The 16,396-nt window shown below is 69.0% G+C and carries 14 protein-coding genes and 1 pseudogene; 5 read left to right on the plus strand and 10 right to left on the minus strand.

The annotated features are described in order from the left end of the window. Positions 1-20: 20 nt before the first annotated feature. The 4 genes from MEBOL_RS11320 (at position 21) to MEBOL_RS11335 (ending at position 5,267) form a co-directional block, all read left to right on the plus strand. On the plus strand, positions 21-2,780 hold the full coding sequence (locus tag MEBOL_RS11320; RefSeq protein ID WP_157774888.1) for a GDSL-type esterase/lipase family protein: 2,760 nt from the start codon (positions 21-23) through the stop codon (positions 2,778-2,780). Position 2,781: 1 nt separating this feature from the next. Then, positions 2,782-4,206 (plus strand): MBOAT family O-acyltransferase, encoded by a 1,425-nt coding sequence (locus MEBOL_RS11325; protein ID WP_095977438.1) that lies wholly within the window; start codon positions 2,782-2,784, stop codon positions 4,204-4,206. Between the two features lie 72 nt (positions 4,207-4,278). Further along, positions 4,279-4,761, plus strand: a complete 483-nt coding sequence (locus MEBOL_RS11330; protein WP_095977439.1) for a DUF2381 family protein — start codon at positions 4,279-4,281, stop codon at positions 4,759-4,761. 155 nt (positions 4,762-4,916) lie between these two features. Next, positions 4,917-5,267: a hypothetical protein gene (locus tag MEBOL_RS11335; protein WP_342747760.1), complete on the plus strand. Its 351-nt coding sequence runs from the start codon at positions 4,917-4,919 to the stop codon at positions 5,265-5,267. Positions 5,268-5,314: 47 nt separating this feature from the next. Here MEBOL_RS11335 and MEBOL_RS11340 read toward each other — a convergent pair whose 3' ends face one another. The 10 genes and pseudogenes from MEBOL_RS11340 to MEBOL_RS11385 form a co-directional block, all read right to left on the minus strand. Next, positions 5,315-6,562 (minus strand): imm11 family protein, encoded by a 1,248-nt coding sequence (locus MEBOL_RS11340; RefSeq protein ID WP_170115490.1) that lies wholly within the window; start codon positions 6,560-6,562, stop codon positions 5,315-5,317. 3 nt (positions 6,563-6,565) lie between these two features. After that, positions 6,566-7,520, minus strand: a pseudogene (locus MEBOL_RS43610) (AHH domain-containing protein). Positions 7,521-7,656: 136 nt separating this feature from the next. Then, complete coding sequence (locus MEBOL_RS11350) at positions 7,657-8,262, minus strand: imm11 family protein (RefSeq protein WP_095977441.1); 606 nt, start codon at positions 8,260-8,262, stop codon at positions 7,657-7,659. Next, positions 8,259-9,530: an AHH domain-containing protein gene (locus MEBOL_RS11355; protein WP_245919665.1), complete on the minus strand. Its 1,272-nt coding sequence runs from the start codon at positions 9,528-9,530 to the stop codon at positions 8,259-8,261. The genes MEBOL_RS11350 and MEBOL_RS11355 overlap by 4 nt, the downstream gene beginning before the upstream one ends. 58 nt (positions 9,531-9,588) lie before the next feature. Next, a complete protein-coding gene (locus MEBOL_RS11360; RefSeq protein ID WP_170115491.1) occupies positions 9,589-10,911 on the minus strand; it encodes a M16 family metallopeptidase in 1,323 nt (440 codons plus the stop codon). Then, entirely contained in the window at positions 10,908-12,260 is a 1,353-nt protein-coding gene (locus tag MEBOL_RS11365) for a M16 family metallopeptidase (protein ID WP_095977444.1), read from the minus strand. Before MEBOL_RS11365 ends, MEBOL_RS11360 begins: the two co-directional genes overlap by 4 nt. Before the next feature lie 36 nt (positions 12,261-12,296). Further along, the gene (locus MEBOL_RS11370; RefSeq protein ID WP_095977445.1) at positions 12,297-13,493 is read right to left on the minus strand and encodes a hypothetical protein; all 1,197 of its coding nucleotides are present in this window, start codon (positions 13,491-13,493) and stop codon (positions 12,297-12,299) included. A 136-nt stretch (positions 13,494-13,629) separates the two neighbouring features. Beyond that, positions 13,630-14,001 carry a response regulator gene (locus MEBOL_RS11375; RefSeq protein ID WP_095982714.1) on the minus strand — a complete coding sequence of 124 codons (372 nt, stop codon included), beginning with the start codon at positions 13,999-14,001 and terminating at the stop codon, positions 13,630-13,632. A 351-nt stretch (positions 14,002-14,352) separates the two neighbouring features. Further along, the gene (locus MEBOL_RS11380; RefSeq protein WP_095977446.1) at positions 14,353-14,940 is read right to left on the minus strand and encodes a CoA pyrophosphatase; all 588 of its coding nucleotides are present in this window, start codon (positions 14,938-14,940) and stop codon (positions 14,353-14,355) included. A gap of 6 nt (positions 14,941-14,946) precedes the next feature. Further along, positions 14,947-15,840: an undecaprenyl-diphosphate phosphatase gene (locus MEBOL_RS11385; RefSeq protein ID WP_095982715.1), complete on the minus strand. Its 894-nt coding sequence runs from the start codon at positions 15,838-15,840 to the stop codon at positions 14,947-14,949. A gap of 78 nt (positions 15,841-15,918) precedes the next feature. On the opposite strand from MEBOL_RS11385, the gene MEBOL_RS11390 reads away from it, so the two are divergent. Continuing rightward, the gene (locus MEBOL_RS11390) at positions 15,919-16,395 is read left to right on the plus strand and encodes a YchJ family protein (protein ID WP_095977447.1); all 477 of its coding nucleotides are present in this window, start codon (positions 15,919-15,921) and stop codon (positions 16,393-16,395) included. Position 16,396: the final 1 nt, after the last annotated feature.

Consider the following 16,396-nt stretch of genomic DNA (forward strand, 5'->3'; position numbering starts at 1 on the left):
GGTCATGAAAAGCCAGTCTCATGCCGACCGCGTTGGAGTCCAAGCACACATCGGTCGGGTTGACGCTCGCCCTGACGCTCGCGCTCGCGGTAGGGCTGTCGCTCGCCCCCGTGCCGGAGGCGTTGCGTCCCATCCCCAGCCTCGCGCGGGGGCCCGTGGGGCCGCAACTGTGGGCGCTCGTCTCCACCTCCAGTGCCGGTTCCACGCGCAAGGCCGTGGGCGTGGAGCCCGATGGAGACCCGCACTCGCCCGAGGTGCCCGACCTTCCCGAGGAGGAAGAACCCGAGGAGCCGCTGGCCGAGGTCCAGGAGCCCGACGCGGGAACGGGCTCCCCGGACGTCCCATCCGCCCCCGTGGCCACCACCGACACGCTGGGGCTCGCCGACCTGGGCCCCGCGACGCGGGCCTCGGCCCTGCGGATGGAGGCGCTGCGCGAGAAGATGGGCGCCAGGCACGTGGACCTGGACCTCGGCTGCCGACGCATGGGGCCCTCGGGGTGCGAGGAGAATGGACTCGCGCCCTTCTTCGACGCGCTGCGGGCCCTGCGCGAGGGCCGCCGCACCGCCCCCGTGCGCGTGGAGCACCTGGGCGATTCGCTCATCGCCTCGGACCACATCACCGACGTGGTGCGCGAGCGGTTGCAGGAGCGCCATGGCTCGGGCGGCAAGGGCTTCCTCTACGTCGACCGCCCCACCCGCTCCGGCCGCGGCGTGCGCGCGGGCCAGGCCTCCCCGGGCTGGGAATTCACCCGCGTCATCGATCGCGCTCCGCCGAGGGACCGGTTGCCCTTCACCGGCGTCGCCTTCGCCGCGGGCGTCAACAGCTCCCAGGACGTGCGCTTCTCCGTGGAGGACGCACGCGGCGCGGAGATCTTCTTCCTCGCCCAACCCGGGGGCGGCTCCTTGCAGGTGCTCGTGGACGGCAAGCCGCTGCAACGCGTGCAGACGCGCTGGACGCCCGCCGAGGTCGCCTCCGCCCGGGTGAAGCTGCCCGAGGGCGCCCGGACACTGACGCTCAAGACGCGCGGCAAAGTGGAGCTGCACGGCGTGTCGTTGGAGAACGGGCAGCCCGGCGTGGTGTACGACACCCTGGGCCTGCCGGGCGCCTACGCGGGCGTCTTCCTGCGCGCGCATCCGCCCTACTTCCGCGCCCAGATGCGCCAGCGCAAGCCCGCGCTCGTGGTGCTCATGTTCGGCGGCAACGAGGCCTTCCGCCTCTCGCGCGAGTGGACGAAGCCCGAGGAGATCCGCGAGGAGGCCCAGCAGCTCGTCAAGCGGGTGCGCGAGTCCGTGCCGGATGCCGCGTGCCTCGTCTGGTCGCCCATCGACGCGGCGGTGCGCACGCTCGGCGGAGAGCTGGTGCCGCGCCGGGGCTCGCGCGCCGTGGCGGAGATCTTCCACGAGGTGGCCCGGGAGGGCGGCTGCGCCTACTGGGACGCGCTCGACGCCATGGGCGGCGAGGGCTCCTCCATCCCGTGGCTGTCCGCCGGCATGCTCAACGCGGACCTCATCCACCCGCGCGCCAAGGGCTCCAACCTGCTCGGGCACCTCTTCGACCTGGCCATCCAGCGCGCCTGGGCCGCGAACGCGCCGCCCCGCGTGGCGCTCGTGGACCCCGCGGGCCTCCAGAACGTCGACAAGGCCCTGAACGCCACCTTCACGCGGCTGCTCGCGCTGGAGAAGGGCGAGGGCTCGCGCCTGGGCATCCTCCAGATGGGCGCCTCGCACACGGCCTCGCACTACTTCACCGATGCCCTGCGCGGCGCGCTGACGAAGCGCTTTGGCGACGCGGGCCGGGGCTTCATCGCCGCGGGCCGGGCCTCCGAGCGGCTCGCTCCCGCGGGCGTCTCGCGCGAGCTGACGGGGGACTGGACGGTGGAGGACGCCTTGCAGAACCCCGCGCCCGGACAGGCCTGGGGCCTGAGTGGCGTGCGCGCGGTGGGTGCTCCCGGCGCCGAGTGGAGCATCCGCTTCTGCGAGGGGTGCCCCTCCGCCGTCACGCCCGCCGCGCGGCTCTCCCTCTACTGGCTGGACGGGCCCGGAGCGGGCCGCATGGACGTGAAGGTGGACGGCGCGCCCCTCCCGCCCGAGCCCCCTCCCCCCGAGCCCTTCACCACCCCCACGGTGCGCATCCGCTCCTTCCCCGTCTCCGGCCCCGCCCACCTGCTGTCCGTGAGCAACGCGGGCGGCGGGCCCATCACCGTGCTCGGCGCGGCGATGGACCTGGAGCAGCGCGGCGTCACCTATGACGCCGTGGGCCTGCCGGGCGCCACCGCCGCCACCGTGGCCGGCATGGAGCCCCAGGCGCTCGCCGCGCAGTTGTCCTCGCGCAAGCCCCAGCTGCTCGTCTTCTGGTACGGCACCAACGAGAGCGGCCTCGGGAACCTGGACGGCCCCACGCTGCGCGCGGACTACGGCGCCCTCATCTCCCGGCTCAAGCAGGACGCGGGCGGCGCCGAATGCCTCGTGCTCGGCACCACGGACCGGCAGCAGCAGCGCGCGGATGGAACGTGGGAGGACACGCCGGGACTGGCCACCGTGGTGACGGTGCTCCCCGAGGTCGCGCGCGACCAGGGCTGCGCGTACTGGTCCGCCCGGGCCGCCATGGGCGGCGAGCGCGGCATGCTGCGCTGGCGGAAGGACGGCAAGGGCCACGCGGACGGCACCCACCTGACGCCCGAGGGCTACCAACAGCTCGCGGGCCAGTTGCTCACGGACGTGCTCGCGGCCTACGAGTCCTTCAAGGCCCAGCCCCCCGCCCTCGCCTCGGAAGGCCGCTGACGTGTACTTCCACAGCCTCCAGTTCCTGTTCTTCCTCACCGCCACCTTCGTCCTCTACTGGGCGGTGAGCCAGCACAAGTGGGCGCGGCTGGGCGTGTTGATGGTGGCGAGCCTCCTCTTCTATTCGATGTGGACGCCGCTGCCGCTCTTGCTGTTCGCCGCGGCCACGGGCATCAACCACCTGTGCGTCAAGGGCATGCGGCGCTCGCGCTCCGACGGCGTGCGCCGCGCGCTGCTCACCTTCTCCATCGTCAGCACGCTCGGGGTGCTGTGCACCTTCAAGTACGCGGACCTGTTCCGCGAGTCGGCCCGGGTGCTGCTCGAGCCCCTGGGCGTCCCCGTGCGGGCCGAGCCCTTCGGCCTGCTGCTGCCCGTGGGCCTGTCCTTCTTCACCTTCCAGGCCCTCAGCTACGTCATCGACAACTACCGGCGGGAGATCTCCAAGGAGCACACGTACTTCGAGCACCTGCTCTACCTGCTCTTCTTCCCGCACCTGGTGGCGGGCCCCATCGTGCGCGCCTCGCACCTCATCGAGCGCTTCGACGACGTGCCCTCGCTCACGGCCGAGCAGGGAGGCCAGGGGCTGTACCGGATCGCCGTGGGCCTGGCCAAGAAGCTCGTCATCGCGGACGTGCTGGGCAGCGGGCTGGTGGATCCGGTGTTCGCCACCCCGGAGGCGTACACCTCCGCCGAGTGCTTCGTGGCGGCGGTGGCCTACAGCTTCGAGCTGTACTTCGACTTCTCGGCGTACTCGGACATCGCCATTGGCACCGCGGCGCTCTTCGGCTTCAAGTTCGAGGAGAACTTCAACCGGCCCTACCTGGCGACGAACCTCTTCGAGTTCTGGAGCCGCTGGCACATCAGCCTGTCCACGTGGCTGCGCGACTACCTGTACCGGCCGATGGGCGGCAACCGGGTGTCCAAGCCCCGGGCGCTCTTCAACCTGATGGTGGTGATGGGGCTGGGCGGCCTGTGGCACGGAGCGGACTGGCGCTTCGCCATCTGGGGGCTCGCGCACGGCGCCATGGAGTGTGGCATCCGCGTGTGGTGGTGGCTCACGGGAAAGCCGCCCAAGCATGGCCCCGTGGCCCTGGTGCGCGCGGGCTTCGGCATGCTGGCCACGTTCCTGGTGGTGGTGCTCACGCGGGTGGTGTTCCGCTCGCCCACGCTCGCGCACGCCGGGGAGATGTACGAGCGGCTGCTGGAGGGCAGCACGGGGCTGGCCAACGTGAGCACGCTCGTGTGGGTGATGCTCGCGGTGGCGGCGGTGAGCCACGTGACGCCGCTGCGCTGGTTCCACCAGGCGGGCACCCTCTTCGTGCGCATGCCGGTGCCGGTGCGCGCCGTGGTGCTCGTGGCGGTGGGACTGGGCGTGCGCCACCTCGCGTCCGTGGAGACGCGCCCCTACGTGTACTTCCAGTTCTGACCCTCCGCGGAACACCGCACGACGGCTAGCGGCATGAACGCACCCGACCCGCCTTGTTAAGTGGGTCCGGCCATGCGCGAGTCCCTACCGCTCCGCCTGGAAGACGAGAACGCGCGGTTGAAGAAGGAGGAGAACTCGCTCGACCACGCGTTCGCCACGCTCCTCGCCCATGGGCAGGTGGGAAAAACGCCCTTTCGCAAGGAGCGAAGGGTCGTCCTGAAGAACGAGGGCATGGACATCACCGTCGATCTCTTCTCCGGGCCCGGGAAAGCAGCGGTCGTGGTGCAACTCTCCAACACGTCCAACAACGATCCGTGGAGATTCAGCGAGGCCCGGCTGACAGCCGATCTCTCCTCGCGCACCGCTCGACCCTTCGCGATTCGCATGGATCGGGCCGAAATCATCAACGGGCAATCGGGGAGAATCGCGGTCGTGGCGGATCTGAGTGCCTTCTCGTTGAAAGAGGGCATCGTCGATCTGGCGCTGGAGATATTTCGTGAAGATGGGTTGCAGCAGGTGCTTGTCATGATGGACCACCGGCTGCTTCGGAAGTAGGACTGCTGGGCATGTTCACCCCCCGAACGCGTTGGCTCGGTTTCGTCCTCCTCCTTTGTCCGTCCTTCGGCTGCGCGACCACGAGCGGTGGTGTGACGCTCCGGGCAGACGGAACGCCCAGTCCCCAAGCGTGTCCAGAAGACGCGAAGAAGATCATGCGCGCACTCCAGTTGCGGATCGGGGATTCCGCATGGATTGAACTCGACGCCAATCAAATCAAGTCGACGCCTATCACGCTCTACGATGGACCTATCGAGAGCCTTTTGAAGGAAGAGTTCGGAACGCTCGAAACCACGACCCGTTTGTACGGGCAGGTCTGGACGGGAGGACCCCAGGTCGTCATCCGGTATTATGAAGCGCAGCCGCCAGCCAGTGAGAAGTTCCCCATTTGCGCTGTCGTCCGCCTGAGCGAAAACAATCTCAGGAAGCGTCCCGAGTCGAAACCCGGGACCGCCATCCTCGAATTCCCTATTGCCTCCGTGGATGTCGTCGACGCGTTCCGCTGAGTTGCCTGTTTGGCCTATTCCCACCAATACGACGCGTGCGGCGTCTCTCAAACCATCGGTTTCCCACCAACGCGTGAGAGGTGGTTGTCGTCACCCCGCGCAAAGCGCTTGAGCAGTTCCTTGCGTCCGTGCTCCAGGAGGAACGCGAGTTCCTGGGGCGACAACGCCTTGACGATGAGCAGGCGCACATCACCCGCTGGCGTGGAAAAGGAGTCAGGAAGAGTTCTCTCTCCCATCCCCACCAGCGCGCCCACCCGCCCCTCTTTCGTCACCAGGGACTCCGGCATGCCCTCGCCAGGGACCTCCATCGAGATGGCGCCCTTGCTCAGAGCCACACGCAGCCGCTCGTGTCCGAGCACTTCACCACTCACCCGGCGTAGCAATTGGAGCAACCAACCTCCATCCTCATCCACTGGCTCATCCGTCTCGATGGCCAGCTCGATGCCGTAGCCCGTCGATGGCTCCGTCTGGTCCGAAAAGGGGTCCGACAGCCCATCGGTGACGCACACGGTTCGCCCTCCAGAACGATGGATGATTCGCCATGCCTGTCGACCGCTCGGCCAGGCTTCGCCCTCTGGAATGATGGGGACGATGGACTCCTCCTCCAGTTCGCCCAGCGCGAGGAAGGCGGCTTCCCGTGCCTCGCCCACCCGCCGCAGCAGTTCTGGATTCCCATGCGGTGGTTGCCGTGAGTCGTCTTCCTGCATGGCTTCCTTGGGACCCGTGACAGCCCTGAATATCGCACCCTCGTGGCCCACTCGCTCCAGCGCGTCCTTGATCTCTCCATCCACAATGATCGGCGGATGCCAGCCCCAGAGCCGGAACACGCGGGCGTCTCCAACCTTCGACACGTCGATGCGAAGACCCGAGACGACGTGGTACTCCCCAACAAGCTCCGGCCGACCATCCTCGGGCGTCCAGAGGCGAGCCTCGTCACACGCCGCATCGTCGATACACCGGACTTCTCGCGCCACGTTCAGCAGGAAGTAGGGTTCGGTTCGTCCCTCGACCTCGACCGGGAAAAGTTGAACATCCTGGGGAGCCAACTCGCGGAACACGGCGGCGACCCGCTCGCTGACAATGGGTGCCTGTCCCGCTCCCGCGAATTCGATATCCAACGGCTTGCCAGGCTGGAAGATGGGGATCCGCAATCGATCCCGCACCTCCACGGGCTTTCCATCGGTGAACGCCCAGATGTCCTCCACCTCCTGACCGGAGAGGTCCTGGGGATCATCCAGATACCAACGTCCCGGCACATACACATCGATCCTCATGTCGAAGAATCGTTTCGCCATGTCTCAAGCCTCGGGATTCTTGGTGATGAGCTTCCGCAGTTTCGTTCCCGCCGTCGTGAGTTCCTTCGCGATCCTAGTGAGTTCGTCAACCAATTCAGTCCGGCACTGAGCCGTATTCCGACAACGGTTCATGACAGCTTGGAGACGTCTAAAAACCTCCTCGTGGTACTCGCGCGGGTGCGGCCCCTTGTGCCCTCGAATGCGAACCTGGTTCGCCGGGTCGCTCAGTTCCATTCCCGCCCGCTTGAACCAACGTGTGAAAGCCGGAGTCCACGGGCCGCCCGAGGCATCGGACACCTCGTTCTTGTCCGTGCAGATGTGGTGCACCTCTCCATCCGGGTCTCCCTGGATGCCTCCTCCAGGCCCCATGGCCACCGCCGCCACCGCCGTCGGCGCCAGCACCACGTTGAGCACTCCCTCCGCTGGCAGAGCAATCGACCGCACCTCTCCCGCCAACACTCCTGGTAGCAGGAATCCTCCTTCGCGCTGGGCCCTCGCCGCCGCCTGCGTGAAGCCGGGCATCCTCGGCCCCCGCGCCGCCATCGCCGTCTTTCCCCCCAGCGCCGTCAACGCCACCACCACCAGCACCCGCGCTCCGTTGTCTCCCAACACCCGTCCAAAGCGATGTCCGGCGGCTTTCAACGCGCCCTCGTTCTCCGCGCGCTCACTCTCCTCCATGAGCCTCGAGAACGCCCGCCCGATGTTCCACACCGGACCCACTCGAGGCCAGCCACAGGTGCCGCCCCTCCGGTCCGGACGGCTCCAGCGCCACGTCCCACTTCATGTCCAGCACCAACTCGGCCACCGCTTGCCGGAAGGCGACTTCTCCCACCTCCACCGGACGGCTCTCCACGGGCGTGTAGACGCGCGACTCTCCTCGCCCCGTCTCCAACGTCACCCGCCTCGTCGTCGCACAGCCCGTCACCAGCAACACACACAACGCCAACGCTCCGGACATCGCTCGGCTCATGCCACGAGTTTGACGCGGCCTCGCGACAGGAACCACGAGGCAGTCGTCAGAGCGATTCCAGGACGGAGGGCTCCACCTTCGCGGTGTCCCCCAGCAGCACGGTGCGCAGGTTGCGCAGGTAGTCCTAAACAGAACGCCGAGGGGCGGTGACATCCCTGAATACCGCGCCCGCTATCTCCGCGTGCTCCAAGGCGTCTTTGATTTCCCGGTCCACGATGATCGGCGGGCAGTAGCCCCAGGGCCGGAACACGCGGGCGTCTCCGACCTTCGACACGTCGATGCGAAGACCCGTGACGACATGGTATTGCCCGACGAGTTCCGGCCGACCATCCTCTGGCATCCAGAGGCGAGCCTCGTCACACGCCGCATCGTCGATGCACAGAATGGTCCGTGCCACGTTCAGCAGAAAGTAGGGTTCGGTTCGCCCCTCAACCTCGACCGGGAAGAGTTGTACGTCCTGGGGAGCCAGCTCGCGCAACACGATAGCGACCCGCTCGCTGACGATAGGCGTTCCAGCAACCGTCGTCTTGTCGAAATCCAGGGCTCGTCCCGGACGGGAGAGCGGAATCCTGAGTGCTTCCCGGATTTCGATCGACCTGCCTTCGGTGAAGGTCCAAATGTCCTCGACCTCTTGCCCCGCGAGGTTGATCGGCTCCGCGAGATACCAGCGCCCCGGCACATAGACGTCGAAATCAAGCTCGAAGAAAAGACGATCCGATACTGAAGTCATGCTTCGGGATTCCTGGTGATGAGCTTCCGCAGTTTCGTCCCCGCGGTCGTGAGTTCCTTCGCGATTTGGGATAGCTCACCAACCAATGCGTCTCGACATGAGGCAGTGCCTCGACAATTTCGCATCATGAACTGTATCCGCCGAAGAACTTCCTGATGATACTCACGAGGGTGCGGCCCTTTGTGCCCTCGAATGCGCACCTGGTTCGCCGGGTCGCTCAGCTTCATTCCCGCGCGCCGGAATACATCCTCGAAAGCCGGAGTCCACGGGCCGCCCGAGGCATCGGACACCTCGTTCTTGTCCGTGCAGATGTGGTGCACCTCTCCATCCGGGTCTCCCTGGATGCCTCCTCCAGGCCCCATGGCCACCGCCGCCACCGCCGTCGGCGCCAGCACCACGTTGAGCACTCCCTCCGCTGGCAGAGCAATCGACCGCACCTCTCCCGCCAACACTCCTGGTAGCAGGAATCCTCCTTCGCGCTGGGCCCTCGCCGCCGCCTGCGTGAAGCCGGGCATCCTCGGCCCCCGCGCCGCCATCGCCGTCTTTCCCCCCAGCGCCGTCAACGCCACCACCACCAGCACCCGCGCTCCGTTGTCTCCCAACACCCGTCCAAAGCGATGTCCGGCGGCTTTCAACGCGCCCTCGTTCTCCGCGCGCTCACTCTCCTCCATGAGCCTCGAGAACGCCCGCCCGATGTTCCACACCGGACCCACTCCCAGGTAGGCCACCAGACACGCCGTCAGCGCCAGGGCCGCGAACTTCGTCACCGGCTCGGGTGCCACCAACATCACCAGCGCCGTTCCTATCATCGAGACGACCATCGCCCTGAGCGCGGCGGGATTCATCACCTCCCCCACCGTCCCCTCGACGCCCTCCCACACCGTGTCGAGCGCGAAGGACAGCGCCCGGATGCGCCGCTCCGTCAGTCCCTCCGCGTGCAGGCTCGGGCATTCGTCGGGCTCCTGGGTGGGCTCGCACAGCCGAAGAGAGGACGTCGTACTCCCTCGCGCGCCGGCCACCACGCCTCCAGCCGAGGCCAGCCACAGGTGCCGCCCCTCCGGTCCGGACGGCTCCAGCGCCACGTCCCACTTCATGTCCAGTACCAGTTCGGCCACCGCTTGCCGGAAGGCGGCTTCTCCCACCTCCACCGGCCGACTCTCCACGGGCGTGTAGACGCGCGACTCTCCCCGCCCCGTCTCCAACGTCACCCGCCTCGTCGTCGCACAGCCCGTCACCAGCAACACACACAACGCCAACGCTCCGGACATCGCTCGGCTCATGCCACGAGTTTGACGCGGCCTCGCGACAGGAACCACGAGGCAGTCGTCAGAGCGATTCCAGGACGGAGGGCTCCACCTTCGCGGTGTCCCCCAGCAGCACGGTGCGCAGGTTGCGCAGGTATTGATTCGCGAAGGCACGCACCTGCTCCGGCGTCACTTCCTTCAGGCGTACTGGCAAGTCCCTCGCCCGTCGCCAGTCTCCCGCGTAGCGCTGGGCTCGCGACAACATCGCCGCCTGACTGTCCAAGGACTCGTTCGCCATCAGGAAGAGCGTGTTGAACCGGGCGATGGAGTCGCGCAGGGACTCGGGTGACAGCGTCTCCTCGCGCAAGCGCCGCGCCTCCGCCACTAGCACGGCCATCACCGCGCCAGGCTCCCGCGTCGGCACGGCGAAGTGGCCCCAGGGACGTGCCTGTGTCACGTCGAACAGCGCCTTCGCCGAGTACGCGAGGTGCCGCTTCATGTGCAGCTCGTCGAAGATCCGCTCGTCGAGCACCGTCACCGCCACCAGCGCCGCGGCGAAGTCCGGCGCGTCCCATCCCGGCAAAAGGAAGCCACTCAAGAGCTGGTCGGTCGGCAACCGCCGCGCCTCCAGCCGCACCGCGGGCCGCTCGAAGCGTGGCGCCGGAGGAGCGATGCCAGGAGGCATTCCGGGCTCGACTCGCGCGAAGAAGCCATGCGCCTGACGCAGGACGTCCTCGGGCGCCACGTCCCCCACCACCACCAGGAGCAGCCGGTGGCGCTCGCGCAGCTTCGCCAGGTGGGCCTCCAGCGCGTCACGCGTGAGCCCTCGCACCGTCTTCTCCGTGCCCAGGGGCGGAAGCTCCGCCGGCTGCCCCTCGAAGAGGGATTGGCGCACGAGTTCCAGGGCATGAGCCCGTGGGTTCTCGCGCGCATCCGACAGCGCGGCGAGTTGCCGGGTGCGCTGCCGCTCCACGTCCTCGGGTGACAGCGTGGGGTGCAGGAAGACGTCTCGCAGCAGCGAGAACGTGTCCGTCCAGGCCTCGCGCGGGCACTTGGCGAGCAGCGCGGAGGCAGCGTCTCCGGTCTCGGACGAGAGGCGGGCACCCGATGCGTCCAGGCGCCGTTGAACGTCCGGAGAAGACACGGCCGTCGCCCAGGCCAGGGCCTCGATGCCCGCGCTCTCCCGGTCCCAGTTGAGCGCCCCTCCCTGAATGTCCAACCGCAGGGCCACCAGCTCCGCGCCGGGAACGCGCTTGATGAGCACCTTCACTCCGTCCACGTCCGCCTCGGTGACGTTCCCGCTCGTGACGAGCACCGGCGCGCTCACCGAGGCCGGTCGAGGCGTCCCGGGCGTCGCGCACGCGGCGAGCAGCCCCACCACCACTCCGCCCAACCAGCGCTTCATCGGGTCACCGCCTCGTCCAACAACCGGGTGAAGTGGGCTTCGTCGAGCCGCCGCCATGCCTCCGCCTCCGGCACCATCACGCTGAATACATGGGGCTGGCCGAGCACGTACGTGTCCAACAGGCGCGCCATCTCCTCCGGCCGCACCCGGCGCGCGTCCTCCAGGGAGGACAGGTACGTGGGGACATCCGCCACGGACCACCCCAAGGAGATGTCCCGGGCGAAGCTCGAGGGCCGCTCGCGCGTATAGGCCTGTTCGATGGCCAGCTGACGGACGCCCTCGCCCAGCGCTTCCTCCGAGAAGCCCTGGGTCTTCCATCGCCCCAGCTCGGCGAGCACCGCCCGGACGCAGTCATCCACGCGCTCGGGCGCGGCCTCGAAGGAGAGCTCGAGCGGACCCACGTTGCGTTGGGGGTACCACCCGAAGCGCGCGGAGACACACGCCCCCGAGCCCACCACCGCCCGCTGGAAGGGAGACGACCCGGCCGAGGTGAGCGCGCCGAGCAACCGCGCCGCCGGCGCCAGCTCCGCGCCCGCGCCCATCGCCGAGGGCCCGTGCCAGTCGAACCCGCCCGATACCTTGTCCACCGGCCGCCGGACGAACACCACCTCACGCCCCGGCAACGGAGGGTGCACCACCGGGGGGAAGGCCTCGAAGGGCTCCGGCTGGCGCTTCCAGCCGCTGAACACGCGCCGCACCAGGGCGAGCGCGTCTCCCGTTCCCACGTCCCCCGAGATCACCAGCAGGCTGTTGTTGGGAACGAAGTAGCGGCCCAGCAGACGCTGGAGCCGTTCGGGCGTGGCCTCCGACACCGCCCGCCGGGTGCCGAGCTGATCCTTATAAGAGGAGTGCTTCCACCACAGGCGCCCGAGCTTCGCGCGGAAGAGCGCGTCGTCGGGCCGGGATGCCACCAGCTCCATCTCCTTCAACACCGCCGCGGACTCGCGCTTCACGTCCTCGGGAGAGAGACCCGGGGAGCGCAGGCGCTCGCGCAGGACCGTCAGTCCGCCCTCCAGCAGCTCCGGCGTCGCGGTGAAGTGCAGATCCACCACCTCCACCGAGGTGAATGCCTTGTAACGGACGCCGGGAGGCCACGGCAGCTCCCGGCTCGAATCAGGCAGCGCGAGCAGGTGCTCGCACAGATGCGACAGGCCATTGTCCTCCGGGCCTTCCACCTGCGCGCCCGCGCGGACCGCCAGCTCCACCGTCACCAGGGGCACGTCGTGGCGCTCCACCACGACGACCTCCAGGCCATTGTCGAGCCGCTCGACGTGGAGCGCGGGCGCCGCGGAGACGGACGCGCCGAGCAAGAGGAGCAACAGACCAGGCGGCCAGGGGCTCGGGAACATGACCCGAAGCCTATCCTGGACGTCCCGCGTGGCGGCTCAGGCCACCCACCGGCTCACGATGCGGTGCGTGGCCTCGGCCTGGGCGGAGTCGGGCCGCAGCTCCATGCCCACGCCCCGGGCCCCCACGAGGCACACCTGCCCCGCCTCCGTCGTCGCGCCCGGGCCCACCTCGTCCGCGGGCCACAGCTCGCCGCCATTGGAGAACACGGCCTGCCGCAGGTACGCGTCGAAATCGGACTCGGACAGCAACCGCAGGTGCTCCACCAGCAACGCCACCGTGATGTCCGCCTCGGGCATCCGGACGCGGGGGCCCGTGAGGCCGCGAAACACCTCGGCGGAGCGGCTGTCCGGCAGGAAGGCCGCGTAACCGGGCCGCAGCACCGCCACGCCCCGCTCCGCCCCCGCTCCACCGCTCGTCCGCCGCGCGGGGAGCACGGACACCTCGTTCACGCGGGGCGTGCCGTCCACCCCGCCGAGGAAGGGCGCCCGCCGGTGCAGATCCAACAACGCCGCCAACCGGCCCGCCTGTCCCACGTGGCGCACAGTGAGGGTGCGCGCCCCCTCGACCCGCACCTCGCCCCAGGCCGGCAGCGCGGTGATGCCCTCGGGGGCGATGGACGCGAGCGGCACCTGCACGGGCTCGCCCAGGCGCGGCTTCCACACGAGCCGCTGGGAGGTAAGCCAGAAGCGCCCCGCGTAGCGCAGGTAGAAGAAGCCGACGAGCGCCCCACCCGAGGCCAGCACCAGTGGAGCGGAGCCCATCACCAGGTGGCGGTTGGCGAGCACGAGCAGCGCGAACACCCAGGTGCCGGGCCAGGAGAGCAGCTGACGCCACCCCTGGCTGCCCTCGAGCAGCACCGGCTCGTCACATCCAGGGGGGAGGGGCCGGGGCTCGCTCAAGAGCAGTTCCAGCCGCTCCAGCACCGCGCCCAGGGACGGACCCTCCCAGCGCGAGAGACGGGCGAGCCGCCGCCGGGCCCTCGCTTCCAACCGCCGCCGCCGCGCACGCAACACCCGGGAGGCCCGGGGGCTCGAGCGTTCGATCAGCGCCCGCACCCGGGGCTCCAGCTCCAGCGCCATCCGCAGGGCATCCCCCCGCGAGCGCAGCAGCCCCTTCCAACGGGGCGAGCTCAGGGCACGCGACAGACGGGCGTAACAGGCCAGCGCCCCCGCCAGCAGCTCCGCGTCCTCCGTCCTGGAAGCGTCCACGTCTCGGGGGGAGACCAAGGCCATGCGGGGAATCCTCTCGATGGAATCCCCGGACCAACAGTCCAGACCCGGGTTCACTTCGACCCGGACATTCTATTTTGGTGCTCGAACGAGTCCAGTGCCCGTGGGGACAGGGAGCGAGCGACCGCTGCCCGTCCCGTCAGGTCGGCGTGCCCTGGGCGCCCAGCAGGGCCCGGACATCGGCGATGAGGCGATCATCATCCCAGGGCTTGCTGATGAAGTGGGAGATGATGCCCGCCTGGGGGCCGCCGGAGGACAGGTCGGCGTGCCCGGAAATGAGGACGCGCACGGTCGTGGGCGCGATGCGCAGCACCTGGCCGAGCAGCTCCAGGCCGTTCATCCCCCGCATGCGGAAGTCGGAGATGACGACATCCGCCGGGAAGGTCGCGAGCTTCTCGATGGCCTCCTCTCCCCCGAGCGCGACCTCGATGGAGAAGCCCTCACGCCGCAACAACCGGCGGAGAGCACCGACCACATGTACTTCGTCATCGACGATGAGAATCCTGGCCATGCGGGCTCCGAGCCACACCGGTACGTGGACTCGCGTTTCCCCCGGAGGCGGGCTCCTCGTGCCTGGAGAGAACGAACCACAGGCGACGAGCGCTCAGGACGAAGACGAGACGACGCGCGGCAACCGCACCATCCACGATGTGGCCGGGTGCGAGCAATAGCGACCACACAGGATCCCCCGGGAACGTCTCTGGGCAGGCACCCCCTCATCCCCGCTGGAAGGCCCCGCCAGAAAATTCTTATTCCCTAGCACTCCCTCTCACTCCCGGGATGGCCTTCTACACCTGCGGTCGGCCCGGTTGACGCGGTCGTCAAAGCGTGAAGGGGGACTCCCCCCTCGCCGGCGGGCGCCTCAAGGCGGGGACAGGGCGGAGGCCAGGAGCACCAGGTCGCGCAGGATGCGGCCCGTGGCGCCCCAGATGACGTGCGTCTCCCAGGTATAGAAATCCACCTCGTACACCATGCCCCGCGAGTTGCGCGGCTCGGTCCGGTGGAAGGAGGGGTCCATCAGGTGCGCCAGGGGCACCTCGATGATGTATTCCACCTCGTCCGGGTTGGGCTTGTACTCCACCCCCTGGGGGACGACTCCCACGAAGGGGCGGATGCGGAAGCCGGAGCCCCCCACGGTGGGCACCTCATCCAGGGAGCCGAGCACCCGGACGCCCGACACGTCGATGCCCAGCTCCTCGCGCGTCTCGCGCAGCGCGGTCTGCAGGGGTGTCGGGTCCTCGGGATCGCGGGAGCCCCCGGGAAAGGAGTACTGCCCCGCGTGATGGCGCAGCGTGGAGGGCCGCTTGGTGAAGAGCACGTGCGGCCGCTCATCCCGCAGCAACAGGGGCACCAGCACCGCCGCCTCGCGCAACACGATCCCCGGCAGGTTCACGTCCCGGGAAGGCCGCGTGGCCAGATGGGTCTCGAGCGCGTCGAAGAGCGGATGCATGCGGGTCTACTCCATCACTTGCCTCTCCACGGGCGTCTGGAGAGGGTGGCTCGGGGTGTCCGTGTTCTCGAGGCCCGACTGGGGATGGAGCACCCCCGCCCGCAGCAACACCAGCAGCAGCAGGCCCAGGCCCACCCGGTAGAAGACGAAGACGATCGTGGAGCGCCTGCGCAGATAGCTGAGCAGCCACGCGATGGCGGCCCAACCCGAGCCGAAGGCCACCAGCGTGCCCACCACGAGCGCCGCGGTGGAGGGCCGCTCGGTGGCCTCCAGCAGGTGCTTGAGCTCGAAGAGGCCCGCGAGCGACGTGGCGGGAATGGACAGCAGGAAGGAGTAGCGCGCCGCGTCCTCGCGCCGCAGCCCCAGGGACAGCGCGCCCGTGATGGTGGTGCCCGAGCGCGAGGCGCCGGGAATGAGCGCGAGCGCCTGCCACAACCCCACGACGATGCCATCGCGCCAGCCCATGTCGGCCAGGGTGCGCTTGTGGGACGCGAGCCGCTCGACGATGAAGAGGATGATGGCCAGGACGATGAGGCTGGCGGAGATGACGTAGAGCGAGCGCAGCGACGTCTCGATGGTCTTCTTGAAGGCCAGGCCGCACACGCCGATGGGCAGCGTGCCCACGAGCACGAACCAGGCCAGGCGCGACTCGGCGGTGGCCATGGGGGCGCGCTTGAGCAACCCCTCGAAGAAGGCCCGGGAGAGGACCACCAGGTCCTTGCGGAAATAGAGGAGGACCGCGGCCACGGTGCCCAACTGGATGACGGCCGAGTAGGCCGCGCCGGGATCCGGCCAGCCGAACAGTTCGGGGACGATGCGCAGGTGCGCGGTGGAGCTGATGGGGAGGAACTCGGTCAGCCCCTGGACGAGCCCGAGAACGATGGCTTGGAGAAGACTCATGCGGTGCACAGGCATCTATGCGCTAGCCTGCGGGCCAGCAAGGGCCTTCACACGCGCCCTGTCGTCCGGGAACACCCCATGCCCCCTGCCCCCCTCTGTCCCTGCTCCTCGGGCCTGCGCTACCGCGCGTGCTGTGGCCGCTACCACTCCGGCGCCGCGGAGGCCCCCGACGCCGAGGCCCTCATGCGCTCGCGCTACAGCGCCTTCGCCCTGCGCGAGGTGGAATACCTCTGGCGCACCCTGCACCCGGAGCACCCGGACCGCGCGCGCCCCAAGGACGACTTCCTGCGCGAGGTGCGCGCCCAGGCCAGCGCCCTCAAGTACCCGCGCCTCCAGGTGTTGGATCGCCAGCTCGCGGACGTGGGGGGCACGGCGGTGGTGCTCTTCCACGCGCACGTTTTCGAGAAGGGCCGGGATCGCTCCTTCGTGGAGCGCTCGGAGTTCCAGCACGATGGCACCGGCTGGCGCTACCTGCGCGGCGAGTCCCGTGCGCCCCGGGAACTCCCCGCGCCCCCCGAGACCCTGACCCTGGCCACCTTTCCCAGGCCGGGGTGAG

Origin of the sequence: Melittangium boletus DSM 14713 (genome assembly GCF_002305855.1) — a bacterium.
GTDB classification, from domain to species: domain Bacteria; phylum Myxococcota; class Myxococcia; order Myxococcales; family Myxococcaceae; genus Cystobacter; species Cystobacter boletus.

Coding starts and splice junctions, on each gene's coding strand:
- MEBOL_RS11320 (WP_157774888.1), top strand. CDS start 21: ATGCCGACCGCGTTGGAGTCCAAGCACACATCGGTCGGGTTGACGCTC.
- MEBOL_RS11330 (WP_095977439.1), top strand. CDS start 4,279: ATGCGCGAGTCCCTACCGCTCCGCCTGGAAGACGAGAACGCGCGGTTG.
- MEBOL_RS11335 (WP_342747760.1), top strand. CDS start 4,917: ATGCGCGCACTCCAGTTGCGGATCGGGGATTCCGCATGGATTGAACTC.
- MEBOL_RS11340 (WP_170115490.1), bottom strand. CDS start 6,562: ATGGCGAAACGATTCTTCGACATGAGGATCGATGTGTATGTGCCGGGA.
- MEBOL_RS11350 (WP_095977441.1), bottom strand. CDS start 8,262: ATGACTTCAGTATCGGATCGTCTTTTCTTCGAGCTTGATTTCGACGTC.
- MEBOL_RS11355 (WP_245919665.1), bottom strand. CDS start 9,530: ATGTCCGGAGCGTTGGCGTTGTGTGTGTTGCTGGTGACGGGCTGTGCG.
- MEBOL_RS11360 (WP_170115491.1), bottom strand. CDS start 10,911: ATGAAGCGCTGGTTGGGCGGAGTGGTGGTGGGGCTGCTCGCCGCGTGC.
- MEBOL_RS11365 (WP_095977444.1), bottom strand. CDS start 12,260: ATGTTCCCGAGCCCCTGGCCGCCTGGTCTGTTGCTCCTCTTGCTCGGC.
- MEBOL_RS11370 (WP_095977445.1), bottom strand. CDS start 13,493: ATGGCCTTGGTCTCCCCCCGAGACGTGGACGCTTCCAGGACGGAGGAC.
- MEBOL_RS11375 (WP_095982714.1), bottom strand. CDS start 14,001: ATGGCCAGGATTCTCATCGTCGATGACGAAGTACATGTGGTCGGTGCT.
- MEBOL_RS11380 (WP_095977446.1), bottom strand. CDS start 14,940: ATGCATCCGCTCTTCGACGCGCTCGAGACCCATCTGGCCACGCGGCCT.
- MEBOL_RS11385 (WP_095982715.1), bottom strand. CDS start 15,840: ATGAGTCTTCTCCAAGCCATCGTTCTCGGGCTCGTCCAGGGGCTGACC.
- MEBOL_RS11390 (WP_095977447.1), top strand. CDS start 15,919: ATGCCCCCTGCCCCCCTCTGTCCCTGCTCCTCGGGCCTGCGCTACCGC.